Source organism: Pseudomonas sp. FP2196 (assembly GCF_030687715.1).
In the GTDB taxonomy this organism is placed as follows: Bacteria; Pseudomonadota; Gammaproteobacteria; order Pseudomonadales; family Pseudomonadaceae; genus Aquipseudomonas.
Genome location: NZ_CP117445.1, coordinates 3958995 through 3973056 on the forward strand (window position 1 = coordinate 3958995; position 14062 = coordinate 3973056).

The following is a 14062-nucleotide window of genomic DNA, read 5'->3' on the forward strand; positions in this document are numbered from 1 at the left end:
CTATCAGGCACCACACAATCCTGGCTGATCAGCTCCGGGCAAATGCCACCGCCGCCTGAAACTGCTCCTCGGTCGGCCGCACACCGGTGTACAACACAAACTGCTCCAGCGCTTGAATCGCGATCACTTCCAGCCCGGTAATCACCCGCTTACCTTCTGCTCGTCCACGCACAATCAGTGGTGTTTCCGAAGGAATCGCCACCACATCAAACACGGTCTCAGACGCTTGTATCACCTCAGGCTCAAATGCCAGTTGCCCCGCCTCCGGGCCGCCGTCCATGCCCACAGGCGTCACGTTGATCAGCATCTGCGGTCGCTCATCACCCAGCTCAGCCTGCCAGCGATACCCCAGCGAATCCGCCAGCGCTCGTCCGGCGCGCTCATTGCGCGCGACGATCAAACCGTTTTTATAGCCGCCATCACGCAAGGCGCTGGCCACCGCTTTGGCCATGCCGCCACTGCCGCGCAGGGCAAAGGTCGAATCCTTGGGCACCGCGTGGGTTTCCAGCAGCTGTGCGATGGCGATGTAATCGGTGTTGTAAGCCTTGAGGTGGCCCTTGGTATTCACAATGGTGTTGATCGATTGAATCGCCGCCGCCGACGCATCGAGCTCATCGACCAGCGCAATGCAGGCTTCCTTGAATGGCATCGATACGCCGCAACCACGAATGCCCAACGCCCGGATTCCGCCGACCGCGCCGGTCAGATCCTGGCTGCTGAAGGCCTTGTAATAGAAATTCAGGCCCAGTTGCTCATACAAATGGTTATGAAAACGCAGACCGAAATTCCCTGGGCGCGCCGACAGGGACATGCACAGTTGGGTGTCTTTGTTCGGGTTCATCTGCATGAAACTTCTCCTTCAAACGCACTTTCGGATGGACGGGATTAGCCAGCCCATCGGGTTCTGTTCGATCATATCGCCTGTCTGCACCGGGCCTTGGCGGGACGGTAAAGAAGGCGGTACAGACCTTACACAAAATTTACTCACCGGCCGTGCTGTTTTTCAAAATGTTGCTGTCTTAGAAGTATCCCCGCGACAACTTTGGGCCTGGTGCAGGCCCGGACGCCGGGTCGAAGAACCGAGGAACTATCATGATTCGTAAACTCCCCATTATGGCCTTACTGATTGGCGCACTCGCTGTCACGGGCCAGGCAGAAGCCGGTGGTGGCCATGGCTGGCAAGGCCCTGCGGTGTTTGGCGCGATCGTCGGCTCGGCCATCATCGGCTCGGCGCTGATCAACCAGGACCGACCGGTGTACGTGCAGCAACAGCCGGTTTACGTTCAACCGCAACCGGTCTACGTGCAACAGCCGCCACCACCGGTCTACTACCAGCCGGCGCCGGTTTATGTACAACAACCGGTGTACGTGCAACCGGCCCCGGTTTACTACGGCCCTCCCCGTGGTTATTACGGTCGCCCTCATGGCTACTACGGCGGCCCACGCTGGTGACCGAAACACAGAGCCCCGCTTTTATAGCGGGGCTTTTTTATGACCGTCGGTCGGCAGGCGTCTGAAAAAATCTCGCCAAGGTCGCTGTGAGGACAGTTTCAACAGCTAAAGTCGGCATGATGGATTTGACTGTTGGGTGCCAAACATTAAACGGTCATCTTTTTGTCATGACGGAACTGCAATCTGAATCCGTCCGCAAACAACAGGTTGATAACAACAAGGACGACTCTATGCCAACACAAAACCCGCACCGCATCGTCGGCCTGTGCACCTCAAGCAAGGTGTACAGCGCACTGACAGAACTCAAGCACCTTGAAGGGCACCGCTGCGCCAAGTTTCTTTCGCTATTGGCGGAAAATCTTGTGCACAAGGGCTTGCTCAATGAGCGTGAAGTCATGCACATGCTTGATCAAGTGGTCGATTGAAGCAGCCCTCACTCTTATCAATGACCACTATCAAAAGCGTTGATTGTCCCTGAGAACGGCAAATCCCTAAGGTAGCCCCATCGTTTGATGGAGGTATTTGTCATGGCTCAGGTTCAAATCATGTCGGTAATCGGCAGCGCCGTTCCCGCACCACTCAGAGAGCTGGGCTTGCTCGCCTGTTGGTATGTAGTGCGCGACGGCGAGGCGATCAGCGGCCCGCTCACCTCGTTGCCGGCGGCGCAGGCCTTGTCGCAACAGTTCATCAGTGCCCCGTTTCACGCTTAAGGCAACTGCACCTTGGGCTTGGTCTCGACGAACAGCGCCCAGCTGGACATGAACAGCGCAGCGATCAACGGCCCGATCACGAAGCCGTTCAAGCCGAACACCGCCAGACCGCCCAAGGTCGAGATCAAAATCATGTAGTCGGGCATCCGAGTGTCCTTGCCCACAAGGATCGGCCTCAGCACGTTATCCACCAAGCCAATCACGAACACCCCGAACAACCCCAGCACCACGCCCTGCCAGATCATCCCGCTGAGCAGGAAGTAAAGCGCCACCGGCGCCCAGACAATCCCCGCCCCCACCGCCGGCAACAGCGACAGAAACGCCATCAAGACCGCCCACAGCAACGCGCTGGGGATATCGAGAAACCAGAAAATCGCCCCGCCCAACGCGCCCTGTGTGATCGCCACCAGCACGTTCCCCTTGACCGTTGCGCGCACAACCCGGTTGAACTTCAATTGCAAACGGCGCTTGTGATTTTCCTCCAGCGGTAAGGCGGTACGCACCTTGCGCGCCAGTTCGGGGCCGTCACGCAGTAAGAAAAACAACAGATAAAGCATGATGAAAAAACTCACCACAAACTCGAACGTGCCCTGGCCAAAACTGAACGCCTGACTCGCCAGCACCTGGCTGCCCTGCATGGCTGCCTTGACGATTTTTTCGCGCAGCGCATTGAGTTCGCCCATGCCGAACCGATCGAGCAGATGCTGAAAGTATTGCGGCAGACTGTGTTTGAATTGCGCCAGATACGCCGCGATATCCAACTCGCCGCTCTCGATATTCTTGTAAACCGCCATCCCCTCCTGCACCAGCAACAAGCTGATGATGATCACCGGCAGAATCGCGATCACCAGACAGATGCTTAACGTGCACAAAGACGTGAGGTTGCGCTGCCAGCCGAATTTTGCCTGCAAGCGGCGCTGCATCGGCGCAAACAGAATGCCGAGAATCACCGCCCAGAACACCGCGCCGTAGAACGGCAACAGAATCCAGATAAAGGCCACCGTGACCAGCACCAGCAGCACCGTCAGGGATTTGAATTGAAGACTTTTTACGTTCATGTCCGATCCATGTCAGTCGGGCGTCAAACACGCCCGGTGCTTAGTCAGCCGAAGCGTGCACGAGTGCCATCTTTATTCATGGAGCATAGTTGCGGATCGGCGCAAGACCGTCAGCGAACCGGTAACGGCACAATGGGTCAGCAAAACGTAGATCCAGATCAATAAGCCTTACCCGCAACCGCACTACCCTGCTGCGCTTTTGCGACCGACGCCGCCATGACCTCCACGCTCCCGCTTATTGCCCCCGAACTGCTCGCTCCTGCCGGCACGTTGAAAAACATGCGTTACGCCTTCGCCTACGGTGCCGATGCGGTCTACGCCGGCCAGCCGCGCTACAGCCTGCGAGTGCGTAACAACGAATTCGATCATGCCAATCTGGCGCTGGGCATTCGTGAGGCCCAGGCGCAAGGCAAGCGTTTTTACGTGGTGATCAACATCGCGCCGCACAACGCCAAGCTGAAGACATTTCTCAAGGACCTGGCGCCCGTGATCGAGATGGCACCGGACGCGCTGATCATGTCCGACCCTGGGCTGATCATGCTGGTGCGTCGGCATTTTCCGCAGATGCCGATCCACCTTTCGGTGCAGGCCAATACGGTGAACTGGGCCAGCGTCGAGTTCTGGCAGCAACAAGGCCTGAGCCGGATCATCCTGTCGCGGGAACTGTCGCTGGAAGAAATTGGCGAGATCCGCGAGCAAGTGCCCGGCATGGAGCTGGAAGTGTTTGTCCACGGCGCGCTGTGCATGGCCTACTCCGGGCGCTGCCTGCTGTCGGGTTACATGAACAGGCGCGACGCCAATCAGGGCACCTGCACCAACGCCTGCCGCTGGAAATACTCGGCGCAGGCGGCCACGGAAAATCAGCTCGGCGAAATCGTCCAGACATTCCAGCCCGAACCGACACTGGGCATCGGCGCCCCGACCGATCAAGTGTTCCTGCTGCAGGAAGCCAACCGCCCCGAAGAGTTGATGCCGGCCTTCGAGGACGAACACGGCACCTACATCATGAACGCCAAGGACCTGCGCGCGGTGCAGCATGTCGAGCGGCTGACCCGCATGGGCGTGCATTCATTGAAGATCGAGGGCCGGACCAAATCGCACTTCTATTGCGCGCGCACCACGCAGGTGTATCGACGGGCGATTGATGATGCGGTGGCGGGACGGGAGTTTGATCGAAGCTTGATGAGCGATCTGGAATCGCTGGCCCAGCGCGGTTATACCGAGGGTTTCCTGCGTCGCCATGTGCATGACGAGTACCAGAACTATCTACACGGCAGCTCAGTGTCGGAGCGCCAGCAGTTTGTCGGCGAGTTGACTGGTGAGCGGCGTGATCGGCTGGCCGAGGTCAAGGTGAAGAACCGTTTTGCGCGGGGGGATCATCTGGAGTTGATGACGCCCAAGGGCAATTTTCATTTCGATCTGCATGAACTGCAGAACCTCAAGGGTGAAGCCATCGAGGTGGCACCGGGGGATGGGCACACGGTGTATCTGCCGATTCCGGATGCGGTCGATTTGCGGTTCGGGTTGTTGATGCGCGATGTGGTGGCCGATTGAAAGGCCCCTGTAGGAGCTGCCGCAGGCTGCGATCTTTTGATCTTGTTTGCAAGAATCAACGCTGCGGCAGCTCATCCAGGGACGGTGGGACTAGGTAAACTCTTCGCGCAACATCGCCACAAACGCCTCACGCGCCGGATGTACTCCGGCGTTTTCATGCCAGTAAAACAAGTTGTCGATGGCCGTCAGTTCGGGGAACTCAACCCCCACGCACCCCGCGCCTTTCGCATATTGTTCAAACACCCCTTTGGGCACCAACGCCACGCCCGCTCCGGCACTCACGCACCCGACAATCGCCCCGTAACTGGCAAGGCTGACAATCGGCAGCGCCTTTCCCTGTCGCAATAACCAATGCTCCAGTGCCGCCCGATAAGGACACCCCTGCGGCCACATGAACACGGTTTTGTCCTGCAGATCATTGATGTCGCGCACCGGCCCGAAAGACGTTGAAGCGATCAGCAGCAATTCTTCACGATACATCGGCGTGCGTTTGAGCTGCGAGCGCTCGACGTCCACCGCCACTATCGCGCCGTCGAGGCGATGGCTGACGGTATCATCGAGCAACTGGCCCCAGGTGCCGGTGGTGAGCTCCAGCGCCACTTGCGGATAACGCTGGTGAAACTTAGCCAGCAGCCGCGGTAACCGCCCGGTGGCTGAGGATTCGATGGCGCCGATGCGCAGTGGCCCGGAGGGTTCTGCGCTGGGATCGACCGCGCGTTTGGCCTGCGCCGTCAGCGCGAGAATCTTCTCGGCGTAGGCGAGAAACGTCAGCCCCGCCGGACTGATCCGCAACCCACGGCCCTCGCGCAGAAACAGCGCCACGCCCAATTCGGCCTCCAGCGCCTTGATTCGTGCGGTGATATTCGACGGCACGCAGAACAATTTTTCCGCGGCCCGGGCAATGCTGCCGACTTCGGCCACGGTCTTGAACATACGGATTTGTGCCAGCTCCATACCCATCACTCTGAGTGAACATTCGAAGCAGTATAAGTCAGTTGTGGCGAATGATTGGCCGCCCGGATACTCGGCGCATCGACCCCACTGGTGCGCTGATCATGCAATCCCCTTCTCCCGTGAAAATTGTTCTGGCGATGGCATTTGTCGTCGGCTGCTGGGCGTATTCGCCAACCGGCATTCACATTGCCCTGCAAGTCTACGATCCCGGACATCTGGCGTTGCTGCGGTTTCTCCTGGCGTCGCTGTGCATGGCGGTGATCGCTGCCTTCAAAGGTATTCAGCTACCGCGTCTGGGCGATGTGCCGCTGCTATTCGCCTTGGGTTTCTTCGCAGTCAGCCTGCATCACGTCGCTCTGAACATCGGCCAGCAAGGCGTCAGCGCCGGTGCGTCGAGCGTGTTGGCGCAATCGAGCCCGTTGTTCAGCACGTTGCTCGCGCGTTTCGTATTCAAGGATCAGGTCAGCCCCTGGCGCTGGGGCTGTGTGCTGCTCGGCTTTGTCGGCGTGGTGATTGTGGTCAGCGGTGATCGCGGCCTGGGCGAGATTGACGCGCATGCCTGGCTGATCTTGCTCGCAGCAGTTTCATGGAGCATTTACTTCGCGCTGCAAAAGCATCACGCACGGCGTTATGACGGCTTGAGTCTGGCGTGCTATGCGGTCTGGTCAGGGACGTTGTTATTGCTGATCTATCTGCCGGGGTTGAGCGAAACCGTGATGAAAGCGCCGTTGCCGGTGCAATGGGCAGTGTTGGCCTTGGGCGTGTTTCCCAGCGCGCTGGCCTATCTGGCGTGGGGATTTGTGCTCAAACATGTGGATTTGAGTCGGGCGACCATGACGCTGTATCTGATTCCGCCGACAGCGATGGGCATTGCTTCGGTGGGATTGGGCGAGCGGCCGACGTGGATGGTGCTGGCGGGGTCCGCGGTGGTGTTGATCAGTGTGTTGGCGTTGAATCTGGAGCAACGGATTCCAGTGCTTCGAGGTATGCGGGCCTGACCATGGTTGGGTGTAAAGGCTGATGCCGCCTTCGCTGGCAAGCCAGCTCCCACAGGGATTGAGGGAGTGCCGGAAATTTGCGGACACTCGAAAACCTGTCGGAGCTGGCTTGCCAGCGAAGAGGCCAGCGCGGATAGCCAGTGATGGACTGCCCGGCCGGATTCTACCTAGCGCCGATCATCCGACAACGGTGTCGGTTCATCCGCTGGCGGTACATCGTCATCCGCCGCCGGATCCTTCCAGTCCTCGGGCCGATCAGCATCGCTCAAAGGATCGCGCCCCGGCGCCATCCCCGGCGGCGCATCGTGATCGGCCAGTGTCGGCTCATCCGTGCCTGGCATCGGACGGGTTGGGTCGGTGGGCAGCACTCCACCCTGAAACAGCAAATCGTTAGACATCACGCACCTCACCAAGGAGGTCCGGAAAACCCGGGCCGTACAAGTTGGAAGCGAGCCGCTGGACGGCGTGCTATCGAATAGACCAACGGCGATCAGCCTTGAGCAATAAAGCGGTCGCGGCTGTTGGTCAGGTGCAGCCACATGGCGGCGCGGGCGGCATCGGGGTCTTGTCGTTTGATGGCATTCAAAATCGCCTCGTGCTCCAGATTGGCCAGTTGCCCCAGTTTGCTCAAATCCGCCGCGCCCCGCTCGGCCGCGTTGACCCGGGTGCGCGGAATCATCGCGCTGCCCAAGTGCTGCATGATCTCGCTGAAGCAGACATTGCCGGTGGCCTCGGCGATCAGCAGGTGAAAGCGTCGATCAGCCTCGACGCAACTGTCGTTGTTGGCCAGCAGGCGTTGATAGTCATCCAGCGCCTGACGCATCAGCAGCAATTGCTGTTCGGTTCGCCGCTGCGCCGCCAGCGCGGCCGCTTGCGTCTCCAGGCCCATGCGCAATTCGAGAATGCTGCGCACTCCCAGCGCCGTATCGACGTTCAGCCGCAGTCCCTGCTCCGGCGCGCGCTCAATCACAAACGTGCCGATACCGTGACGCGTCTCCACCAACCCTGACGCCTGCAACTTGGAAATCGCCTCGCGCACCACCGTGCGGCTGACACCGTGCTCCTGAACGATGGAATTCTCCGACGGCAGTTTGTCGCCGGGCGATAGCTGACCGAGCAGGATGCTCTGCGTGAGTTTCTCCACCAGGTCATGGGCCAGGTTGTGCGCACGTTTGCGAGCGGGGGCGTCGAGATCTTCTTGCATGGGTTATTCCGTGGTCGGGACGTGCGGATCGTAGCACCGGGCAGTGGTGGGACGAGATTGATTTTAGATCTGAATGGCCGACCAACTTGTATGACAACACTCCAAAATACGGAAACACCTCACGCTTACTGAATGCCTCCCGGTGACCACAGGGTTCCTGCCTTAAAAATATCAACGCTCATAAAAACCTGAAAGGCCCAATGAAATATGGGTAGAACCCTAAAAAGGCATAAAAAAATCTCTCCCAATAGAAATTTAATCACCCTTCCCTACTTGTAGGACAAAAAAATCAGGTTGTATGATGTCTATCAACAAAGCAGCACCCAAGCCCTACCCCGCATAAAAATAATCAGTGGGAGAAAACCAAGTGAAAACCTCCGTCTCCGGGATAAACGAGGGCGTCGACTCGACACTCGCGTCCGCCATCTCGAAAGTGAAACGCCACGTCCTGCCGCTCTTCGTGATCATGTTCATCGTCAATTACATTGACCGGGTGAACATCGGCTTCGTCCGCACCCACATGGAACACGATCTGGGCATCGGTGCCGCCGCCTACGGCTTCGGCGCCGGTCTGTTCTTCATCGGCTACGCGCTGTTCGAAGTCCCCTCCAACATGCTCTTGCAGAAAGTCGGCGCACGTATCTGGCTGACCCGCATCATGTTCACCTGGGGCCTGGTCGCCGCCGGCATGGCGTTCATCCAGAATGAAACCCACTTCTACGTTCTGCGCTTTTTGCTTGGCGTGGCCGAGGCCGGCTTTTTTCCCGGTGTGATCTATTACTTCACCCGCTGGCTGCCCGGTGTCGAACGCGGCAAGGCCATTGCGATTTTCCTCAGTGGCTCGGCCGTGGCTTCGTTGATCTCCGGCCCGCTGTCCGGCCTGCTCCTGCAAATCAACGGACTGGGCATGCACGGCTGGCAATGGATGTATTTCATTGAAGGGATGTTCTCCGTGGGTCTGTGCGTGTTCGTCTGGTTCTGGCTCGACGCCAAACCCCACGATGCGAAATGGCTGACCCGCGCCGAACAGGACGCCTTGGTCAACGCCATCGACGACGAGCAAAAGGCTCGCGAAGCCGCCACGCCGATCCGGCCGTCGATAGGCAAACTGCTCAAGGACCGGCAGATCATCCTGTTCTGCCTGATCTACTTCTTCATTCAACTGACGATCTACGCCGCGACCTTCTGGCTGCCGAGCATCATCAAGAAAATGGGCGACATGAGCGACTTCCAGGTCGGCCTGTTCAACTCGATTCCGTGGCTGCTGTCGATTATCGGCATGTATACCTTTGCCACGCTCTCGGCCAAGTGGAAGCACCAACAGGCGTGGGTCGCCACCGCGCTGTTGATTGCAGCGGCGGGGATGTTCATGTCCACCACCGGCGGACCGATCTTCGCTTTTGTCGCGATCTGCTTTGCCGCGCTGGGGTTCAAGTCCGCCTCGTCGCTGTTCTGGCCGATTCCGCAGGCGTACCTGGATGCGCGCATCGCTGCGGCAGTGATCGCGTTGATCAACTCGGTCGGCAACCTCGGCGGCTTCGTCGCGCCGACCACCTTCGGCCTGCTCGAAGAACACACCGGCTCGATTCAGGGCGGCCTCTATGGCCTGGCTGCGACCTCGATCATCGCCGCGATCATCGTGTTCTTCGCCCGTACCACCGCGAAACCCGCGCCGGCTATCGCCGTGGTTGATGCCACGCCGAAGCACGCCTGACTTTCCGTTTCCAAGGATAAAAACAATGAACGCAAACGACACCGCCAAAGCCCCGATCATCACCGACATGCAAGTCATCCCGGTGGCCGGCCACGACGGCATGCTGCTCAACCTGAGCGGCGCCCACGGGCCGTTTTTCACCCGCAACATCGTCATCCTCAAGGACAACGCCGGCCACACCGGCGTCGGCGAAGTGCCCGGCGGCGAACGCATTCGCCAGACCCTGGAAGACGCACGCAGCCTGGTGATCGGCAGCCCGATCGGCACGTATCAGAAGATCCTCAATCAGGTGCGCCAGACTTTCGCCGACCGCGATGCCGGCGGCCGGGGCCTGCAAACCTTTGACCTGCGCATCACCATTCACGCGGTCACCGGCCTGGAAGCCGCCCTGCTCGACTTGCTCGGCCAGCACCTCGACGTGCCAGTCGCTGCGCTGCTCGGCGAAGGTCAGCAACGCGATGAAGTGAAGATGCTCGGCTATCTGTTCTACGTCGGCGACCAGCGCGAAACCGACCTCGCCTATCGCAGTGAACCGGACGCCGATAACGACTGGTTTCGCGTGCGTCACGAGAAGGCCATGACCGCCGAATCGGTGGTACGCCTCGCCGAAGCGGCTCACGCGAAATACGGCTTCAAGGACTTCAAACTCAAGGGCGGCGTGCTCAGCGGCGATGCAGAAATCGAAGCGGTGACGGCGCTGGCCGAACGCTTCCCCGATGCGCGCATCACCCTTGATCCGAATGGCGCGTGGTCACTGAAAGAAGCCATCCGCTTGTGCCGCGATCAACATCAGGTTCTGGCTTACGCGGAAGATCCGTGCGGTGCTGAAAACGGTTATTCGGGTCGCGAGGTCATGGCCGAATTCCGCCGCGCCACCGGACTGAAAACCGCCACCAACATGATCGCCACCGATTGGCGCGAGATGGGCCATGCGATTCAGTTGCAATCGGTGGACATCCCGCTGGCCGATCCGCACTTCTGGACCATGCAGGGCTCGGTGCGCGTGGCGCAGATGTGCCATGAGTGGGGCCTGACCTGGGGCTCGCACTCCAACAACCACTTCGATATCTCGCTGGCCATGTTCACCCATGTCGCCGCCGCAGCACCGGGCGATATCACCGCCATCGACACCCACTGGATCTGGCAGGACGGCCAGCGCCTGACCAAGGCACCGCTGCAGATTGTCGGCGGCTGCGTGCAGGTGCCGAAGAAACCGGGACTGGGTGTCGAGTTGGACATGGATCAGGTGGCCAAGGCCCACGAACTCTATAAAGGCATGGGTCTGGGGGCGCGGGATGACAGCGTCGCGATGCAGTTTCTGATTCCGGGGTGGAAATTCGATAACAAGCGGCCGTGTCTGGTGCGCTGAACCTGATCTGCAATCCACCACTGTCCCCTGTGGGAGCGAGCCTGCTCGCGAAGGCGCTATAACAGCCAACACTTCTGTCGACTGACACATCGCTTTCGCGAGCAGGCTTGCTCCCACAGGGGGCTCTGTATTAACCAGAGATTTGTAACAACCAGTCTTTGAACGCCAGCATCGCCGCCGTCTCCGGCCGCGACTGCAAACGCGTCAACCAATAACTCCCAGTGGTGATCTCGATCGCAAACGGCTGACAGATCGCCTCCGCCGCCAGTTGCCGCGCGAACATCAGTGGCGGCGCCAATGCCACCCCGCCGCCCTGCAACGCCGCCTCCATCATCGCCAGCGACGAGTCGAAGACGACGCTCTGCGGCGGTGCTGCCTGCGTCGCCAGACCCGCTGCCTGAAACCACTCCGGCCACTCATCGGTGCGGTAAGAACGCAGCAGCGTTTGCTGCAATAAATCTGCCGGCGCGTGCAATTGCCGGGCAATTTCCGGCGCGCACAACACCGACAGCGGCGCATCAAGCAGTCGTGTCGCCTCAATGCCGTGCCACGCTCCGGCGCCAAACCGGATCGCGTAATCAAGCCCTTCTGCAGCGACATCCACGCGATTGTTGTTGGTCGACAGCCGTAAATCTATGAGCGGATGTTTCGCCCGAAAGTCCGAAAGCCTCGGTAATAACCAACCCACGGCAAAGGTGCCCACCGCGCCCACGGTCAACATCTCGCGATGCTGTCCGCCGGCGAGGCGTTCGAGAATCTGCGCGATGTGATCAAACGATGTGCTCAACACCGGCAGCAACGTTTCGCCTTCACTGGTCAGCATCAGCCCGCGAGGCAGGCGTTTGAACAGGGTGACGTTGAGCTGCGCCTCAAGGCTTTTGACCTGATGACTGACGGCAGCCTGGGTCACACACAACTCCACGGCAGCGCGGGTAAAGCTCAAATGACGCGCCGACGCTTCGAAGGCCCGCAGTGCGTTGAGCGGCAATTGAGGTCGAATCATGCCCAGTCCCAAATTTTTCTAATGGCTCATCCGAGATTTCATCGTTTGTCGACGAATGCCAGACTGCCTAAATTGTCGGCGCTGATCAGCCGCCTAACGTTGCAATTGCCCGCAGTCTAGCGGGATAACACCCTCAACACTCATGGAGAGTGGTTCATCTATGTCATTCATCACCCCTACCAAAGTCATTTCCTATAGTGCTTTTGGCCTTTTCTTCGGTGCCGCCGCCTGCATGGCAGCACCGCAAACCGACGAACAACTGCAAGCACTGGTCAAAGGCGCCGTCACGCCCGTGATGCAACAGCAGAACATCCCCGGGCTGGCTGTTGCCCTCACCATCAACGGCAAACCGCATTACTTTAACTACGGTGTCGCCGCCAAAGACACCGGGCAGAAGGTCAGCGAAAACACCCTGTTCGAAATCGGCTCGGTGAGCAAAACCTTCACCGCGACACTCGCGGGTTACGCTCAGGCCACCGGCAAACTGGACCTGTCGACCAAGGCCAGCAAGCTTTGGCCGGAACTCAAAGGCAGCGCCTTCGACAACATCAGCGTGTTGCAACTGGGAACTTACAGCGCCGGCGGCTTGCCGCTGCAATTCCCCGCCGAGGCGGATTCGGCTGACAAGATGCTCGGCTATTACCAACAGTGGAAACCGGTTTATCCGGCGGGCAGCCATCGCCTGTACTCCAATTCGAGCCTTGGGTTGTTCGGCTATCTGACGGCGAAAAGTCTGGGCCAGCCGTTTGATCAGGCCATGAGCAAAACCCTGCTACCGAAACTGGGCCTCAAGCACACTTACATTCAAGTGCCCGCGTCCGAAGCCAAGCTCTACGCTCAGGGTTACAACAAGAACGACCAACCGGTTCGGGTCAGTCCGGGCGCACTGGATGCCGAAGCCTACGGCATCAAAACCAGTGCGGCGGATCTGCTGCGTTACGTCGAGGCCAACCTGAAACCGGCCAGCCTTGAAGCGCCGCTGCAAAAAGCCATCGCCGCGACCCACACCGGTTACTACACCGTTGGCGACATGACCCAAGGCCTGGGCTGGGAACGTTATGCCTACCCGATCAGCCTCGAGCGCTTGCTGGCCGGTAACTCGACGTCAATGACCATGGAAGCGCACAAGGCTGAGTGGCTGACCCCGCCACAGCCTGAACCGGCCAATGTGCTCTACAACAAAACCGGATCGACCGGTGGTTTCGGCGCGTACGTGGCGTTTGTGCCGTCGAAGGAGTTGGGCATCGTGATTCTGGCGAACAAGAATTACCCGAATGCGGAACGGGTGAAGATTGCGCATGAGATTTTCAGTCAGTTGACCGAATAAAGATCGAAAGATCGCAGCCTGCGGCAGCGCCTACAGGATCGGGTTTTCACTCGGTCAATGTAGGAGCTGCCGCAGGCTGCGATCTTTTTTCGTTTCAGCGCTTAAAGCTGCGCCTGCAAGCGCCACCCGATGACATCCATCAAGTCACAGCTATCGCGCAACGGAATCGCCAGCACCCGGGCGAAATCCTGCAACAGCAATGCGTCGTGTCCCTTGCCCTCGTCCAGCGAAAGGCTCTCCATCAGCTGCGTCACACAGCGCAAGCGGTACGCCGCTGTGCCGTGCAACACGTCAATGGGGGCTTCGCTGTCGATCAGCAGACAGGGGATTTTGCAGTCAATCCCGGTGATGGGTATGTAACGCGCCATGGATGAACCTCCCTGTTCAATATTGAGTCGCGGCTGGCGGCGGATCGAGATTGTCCAGCGCACGGTTGACCAGCAATTCGCCGACCACCGCTAACTGCTGAATCGACAGGGCAAGGCTGCGCTGCGAATCGTCAAGTTTGCAGGCCATGTCGGTGGTCAGGACGTTGAGAGAAGCGAGGGTTTCGCAGGCGTGGGTTAAGAGCGTGGGGGTATCGATATCGGGGCGGATGGCGAAGATGTAGCTGACGGGATCGGGGTGATGCGGATGGCGCAGGCGTGTGTTGTGGGAGTCGAAGGATCCTGAATCGGTTGAGGATTCAGGGGGATTCGGTGTGTGTTTTTTCATAAGTT

General features: G+C 59.2%; 16 protein-coding genes. 8 read left to right on the top strand and 8 right to left on the bottom strand.

Features of this window, described 5'->3' with window-relative positions; translation table 11 throughout:
* Positions 1-28 precede the first annotated feature (28 nt).
* Complete coding sequence (locus tag PSH79_RS17690) at positions 29-847, bottom strand: shikimate 5-dehydrogenase (protein ID WP_305438717.1); 819 nt, start codon at positions 845-847, stop codon at positions 29-31.
* Positions 848-1092: 245 nt separating this feature from the next.
* Between PSH79_RS17690 and PSH79_RS17695 the strand changes: the two genes are divergently transcribed.
* The 3 genes from PSH79_RS17695 (at position 1093) to PSH79_RS17705 (ending at position 2162) form a co-directional block, all read left to right on the top strand.
* Positions 1093-1452 carry a hypothetical protein gene (locus PSH79_RS17695; protein WP_187677652.1) on the top strand — a complete coding sequence of 120 codons (360 nt, stop codon included), beginning with the start codon at positions 1093-1095 and terminating at the stop codon, positions 1450-1452.
* Between the two features lie 230 nt (positions 1453-1682).
* Positions 1683-1877 carry a hypothetical protein gene (locus PSH79_RS17700; protein WP_016984641.1) on the top strand — a complete coding sequence of 65 codons (195 nt, stop codon included), beginning with the start codon at positions 1683-1685 and terminating at the stop codon, positions 1875-1877.
* 102 nt (positions 1878-1979) lie between these two features.
* A complete protein-coding gene (locus PSH79_RS17705; protein WP_095190737.1) occupies positions 1980-2162 on the top strand; it encodes a hypothetical protein in 183 nt (60 codons plus the stop codon).
* Here the strand turns inward: PSH79_RS17705 and PSH79_RS17710 are convergent.
* Entirely contained in the window at positions 2159-3220 is a 1062-nt protein-coding gene (locus tag PSH79_RS17710; protein ID WP_305438719.1) for an AI-2E family transporter, read from the bottom strand. The two genes, PSH79_RS17705 and PSH79_RS17710, sit on opposite strands and share 4 nt — an antisense overlap.
* 216 nt (positions 3221-3436) lie before the next feature.
* On the opposite strand from PSH79_RS17710, the gene yegQ reads away from it, so the two are divergent.
* The gene (yegQ, locus tag PSH79_RS17715) at positions 3437-4774 is read left to right on the top strand and encodes a tRNA 5-hydroxyuridine modification protein YegQ (RefSeq protein ID WP_305438720.1); all 1338 of its coding nucleotides are present in this window, start codon (positions 3437-3439) and stop codon (positions 4772-4774) included.
* A 90-nt stretch (positions 4775-4864) separates the two neighbouring features.
* Here yegQ and PSH79_RS17720 read toward each other — a convergent pair whose 3' ends face one another.
* Positions 4865-5728: a LysR family transcriptional regulator gene (locus PSH79_RS17720; RefSeq protein ID WP_305438721.1), complete on the bottom strand. Its 864-nt coding sequence runs from the start codon at positions 5726-5728 to the stop codon at positions 4865-4867.
* 101 nt (positions 5729-5829) lie between these two features.
* On the opposite strand from PSH79_RS17720, the gene PSH79_RS17725 reads away from it, so the two are divergent.
* The gene (locus PSH79_RS17725) at positions 5830-6726 is read left to right on the top strand and encodes a DMT family transporter (RefSeq protein WP_305438722.1); all 897 of its coding nucleotides are present in this window, start codon (positions 5830-5832) and stop codon (positions 6724-6726) included.
* Between the two features lie 167 nt (positions 6727-6893).
* Here PSH79_RS17725 and PSH79_RS17730 read toward each other — a convergent pair whose 3' ends face one another.
* Positions 6894-7124 (bottom strand): hypothetical protein, encoded by a 231-nt coding sequence (locus tag PSH79_RS17730; RefSeq protein WP_305438723.1) that lies wholly within the window; start codon positions 7122-7124, stop codon positions 6894-6896.
* A gap of 92 nt (positions 7125-7216) precedes the next feature.
* Positions 7217-7930 (bottom strand): FadR/GntR family transcriptional regulator, encoded by a 714-nt coding sequence (locus PSH79_RS17735; RefSeq protein ID WP_305438724.1) that lies wholly within the window; start codon positions 7928-7930, stop codon positions 7217-7219.
* A gap of 367 nt (positions 7931-8297) precedes the next feature.
* Between PSH79_RS17735 and PSH79_RS17740 the strand changes: the two genes are divergently transcribed.
* Together PSH79_RS17740 and gudD are read left to right on the top strand one after the other, a co-directional pair.
* Positions 8298-9644 carry an MFS transporter gene (locus PSH79_RS17740; protein ID WP_305438726.1) on the top strand — a complete coding sequence of 449 codons (1347 nt, stop codon included), beginning with the start codon at positions 8298-8300 and terminating at the stop codon, positions 9642-9644.
* Positions 9645-9669: 25 nt separating this feature from the next.
* On the top strand, positions 9670-11013 hold the full coding sequence (gudD, locus tag PSH79_RS17745; RefSeq protein ID WP_305438728.1) for a glucarate dehydratase: 1344 nt from the start codon (positions 9670-9672) through the stop codon (positions 11011-11013).
* Between the two features lie 130 nt (positions 11014-11143).
* Here the strand turns inward: gudD and PSH79_RS17750 are convergent, their stop codons facing one another.
* Positions 11144-12016 carry a LysR family transcriptional regulator gene (locus tag PSH79_RS17750; RefSeq protein ID WP_305438729.1) on the bottom strand — a complete coding sequence of 291 codons (873 nt, stop codon included), beginning with the start codon at positions 12014-12016 and terminating at the stop codon, positions 11144-11146.
* Positions 12017-12248: 232 nt separating this feature from the next.
* On the opposite strand from PSH79_RS17750, the gene ampC reads away from it, so the two are divergent.
* Positions 12249-13343, top strand: coding sequence for a class C beta-lactamase (gene ampC / locus PSH79_RS17755; RefSeq protein WP_370872669.1), 1095 nt, complete (start codon positions 12249-12251; stop codon positions 13341-13343).
* 101 nt (positions 13344-13444) lie between these two features.
* On the opposite strand, the gene PSH79_RS17760 is transcribed toward ampC, so the two are convergent.
* Positions 13445-13711: a hypothetical protein gene (locus tag PSH79_RS17760; RefSeq protein WP_305438731.1), complete on the bottom strand. Its 267-nt coding sequence runs from the start codon at positions 13709-13711 to the stop codon at positions 13445-13447.
* Positions 13712-13727: 16 nt separating this feature from the next.
* Complete coding sequence (locus tag PSH79_RS17765) at positions 13728-14057, bottom strand: DUF6124 family protein (protein ID WP_305438732.1); 330 nt, start codon at positions 14055-14057, stop codon at positions 13728-13730.
* Positions 14058-14062: the final 5 nt, after the last annotated feature.

Bases quoted from the DNA above. Each gene is read 5' to 3' on its own strand.
- PSH79_RS17690 (WP_305438717.1), bottom strand. From the start codon at position 847: ATGCAGATGAACCCGAACAAAGACACCCAACTGTGCATGTCCCTGTCG.
- PSH79_RS17695 (WP_187677652.1), top strand. From the start codon at position 1,093: ATGATTCGTAAACTCCCCATTATGGCCTTACTGATTGGCGCACTCGCT.
- PSH79_RS17700 (WP_016984641.1), top strand. From the start codon at position 1,683: ATGCCAACACAAAACCCGCACCGCATCGTCGGCCTGTGCACCTCAAGC.
- PSH79_RS17705 (WP_095190737.1), top strand. From the start codon at position 1,980: ATGGCTCAGGTTCAAATCATGTCGGTAATCGGCAGCGCCGTTCCCGCA.
- PSH79_RS17710 (WP_305438719.1), bottom strand. From the start codon at position 3,220: ATGAACGTAAAAAGTCTTCAATTCAAATCCCTGACGGTGCTGCTGGTG.
- yegQ (WP_305438720.1), top strand. From the start codon at position 3,437: ATGACCTCCACGCTCCCGCTTATTGCCCCCGAACTGCTCGCTCCTGCC.
- PSH79_RS17720 (WP_305438721.1), bottom strand. From the start codon at position 5,728: ATGGAGCTGGCACAAATCCGTATGTTCAAGACCGTGGCCGAAGTCGGC.
- PSH79_RS17725 (WP_305438722.1), top strand. From the start codon at position 5,830: ATGCAATCCCCTTCTCCCGTGAAAATTGTTCTGGCGATGGCATTTGTC.
- PSH79_RS17730 (WP_305438723.1), bottom strand. From the start codon at position 7,124: ATGTCTAACGATTTGCTGTTTCAGGGTGGAGTGCTGCCCACCGACCCA.
- PSH79_RS17735 (WP_305438724.1), bottom strand. From the start codon at position 7,930: ATGCAAGAAGATCTCGACGCCCCCGCTCGCAAACGTGCGCACAACCTG.
- gudD (WP_305438728.1), top strand. From the start codon at position 9,670: ATGAACGCAAACGACACCGCCAAAGCCCCGATCATCACCGACATGCAA.
- PSH79_RS17750 (WP_305438729.1), bottom strand. From the start codon at position 12,016: ATGATTCGACCTCAATTGCCGCTCAACGCACTGCGGGCCTTCGAAGCG.
- ampC (WP_370872669.1), top strand. From the start codon at position 12,249: ATGGCAGCACCGCAAACCGACGAACAACTGCAAGCACTGGTCAAAGGC.
- PSH79_RS17760 (WP_305438731.1), bottom strand. From the start codon at position 13,711: ATGGCGCGTTACATACCCATCACCGGGATTGACTGCAAAATCCCCTGT.
- PSH79_RS17765 (WP_305438732.1), bottom strand. From the start codon at position 14,057: ATGAAAAAACACACACCGAATCCCCCTGAATCCTCAACCGATTCAGGA.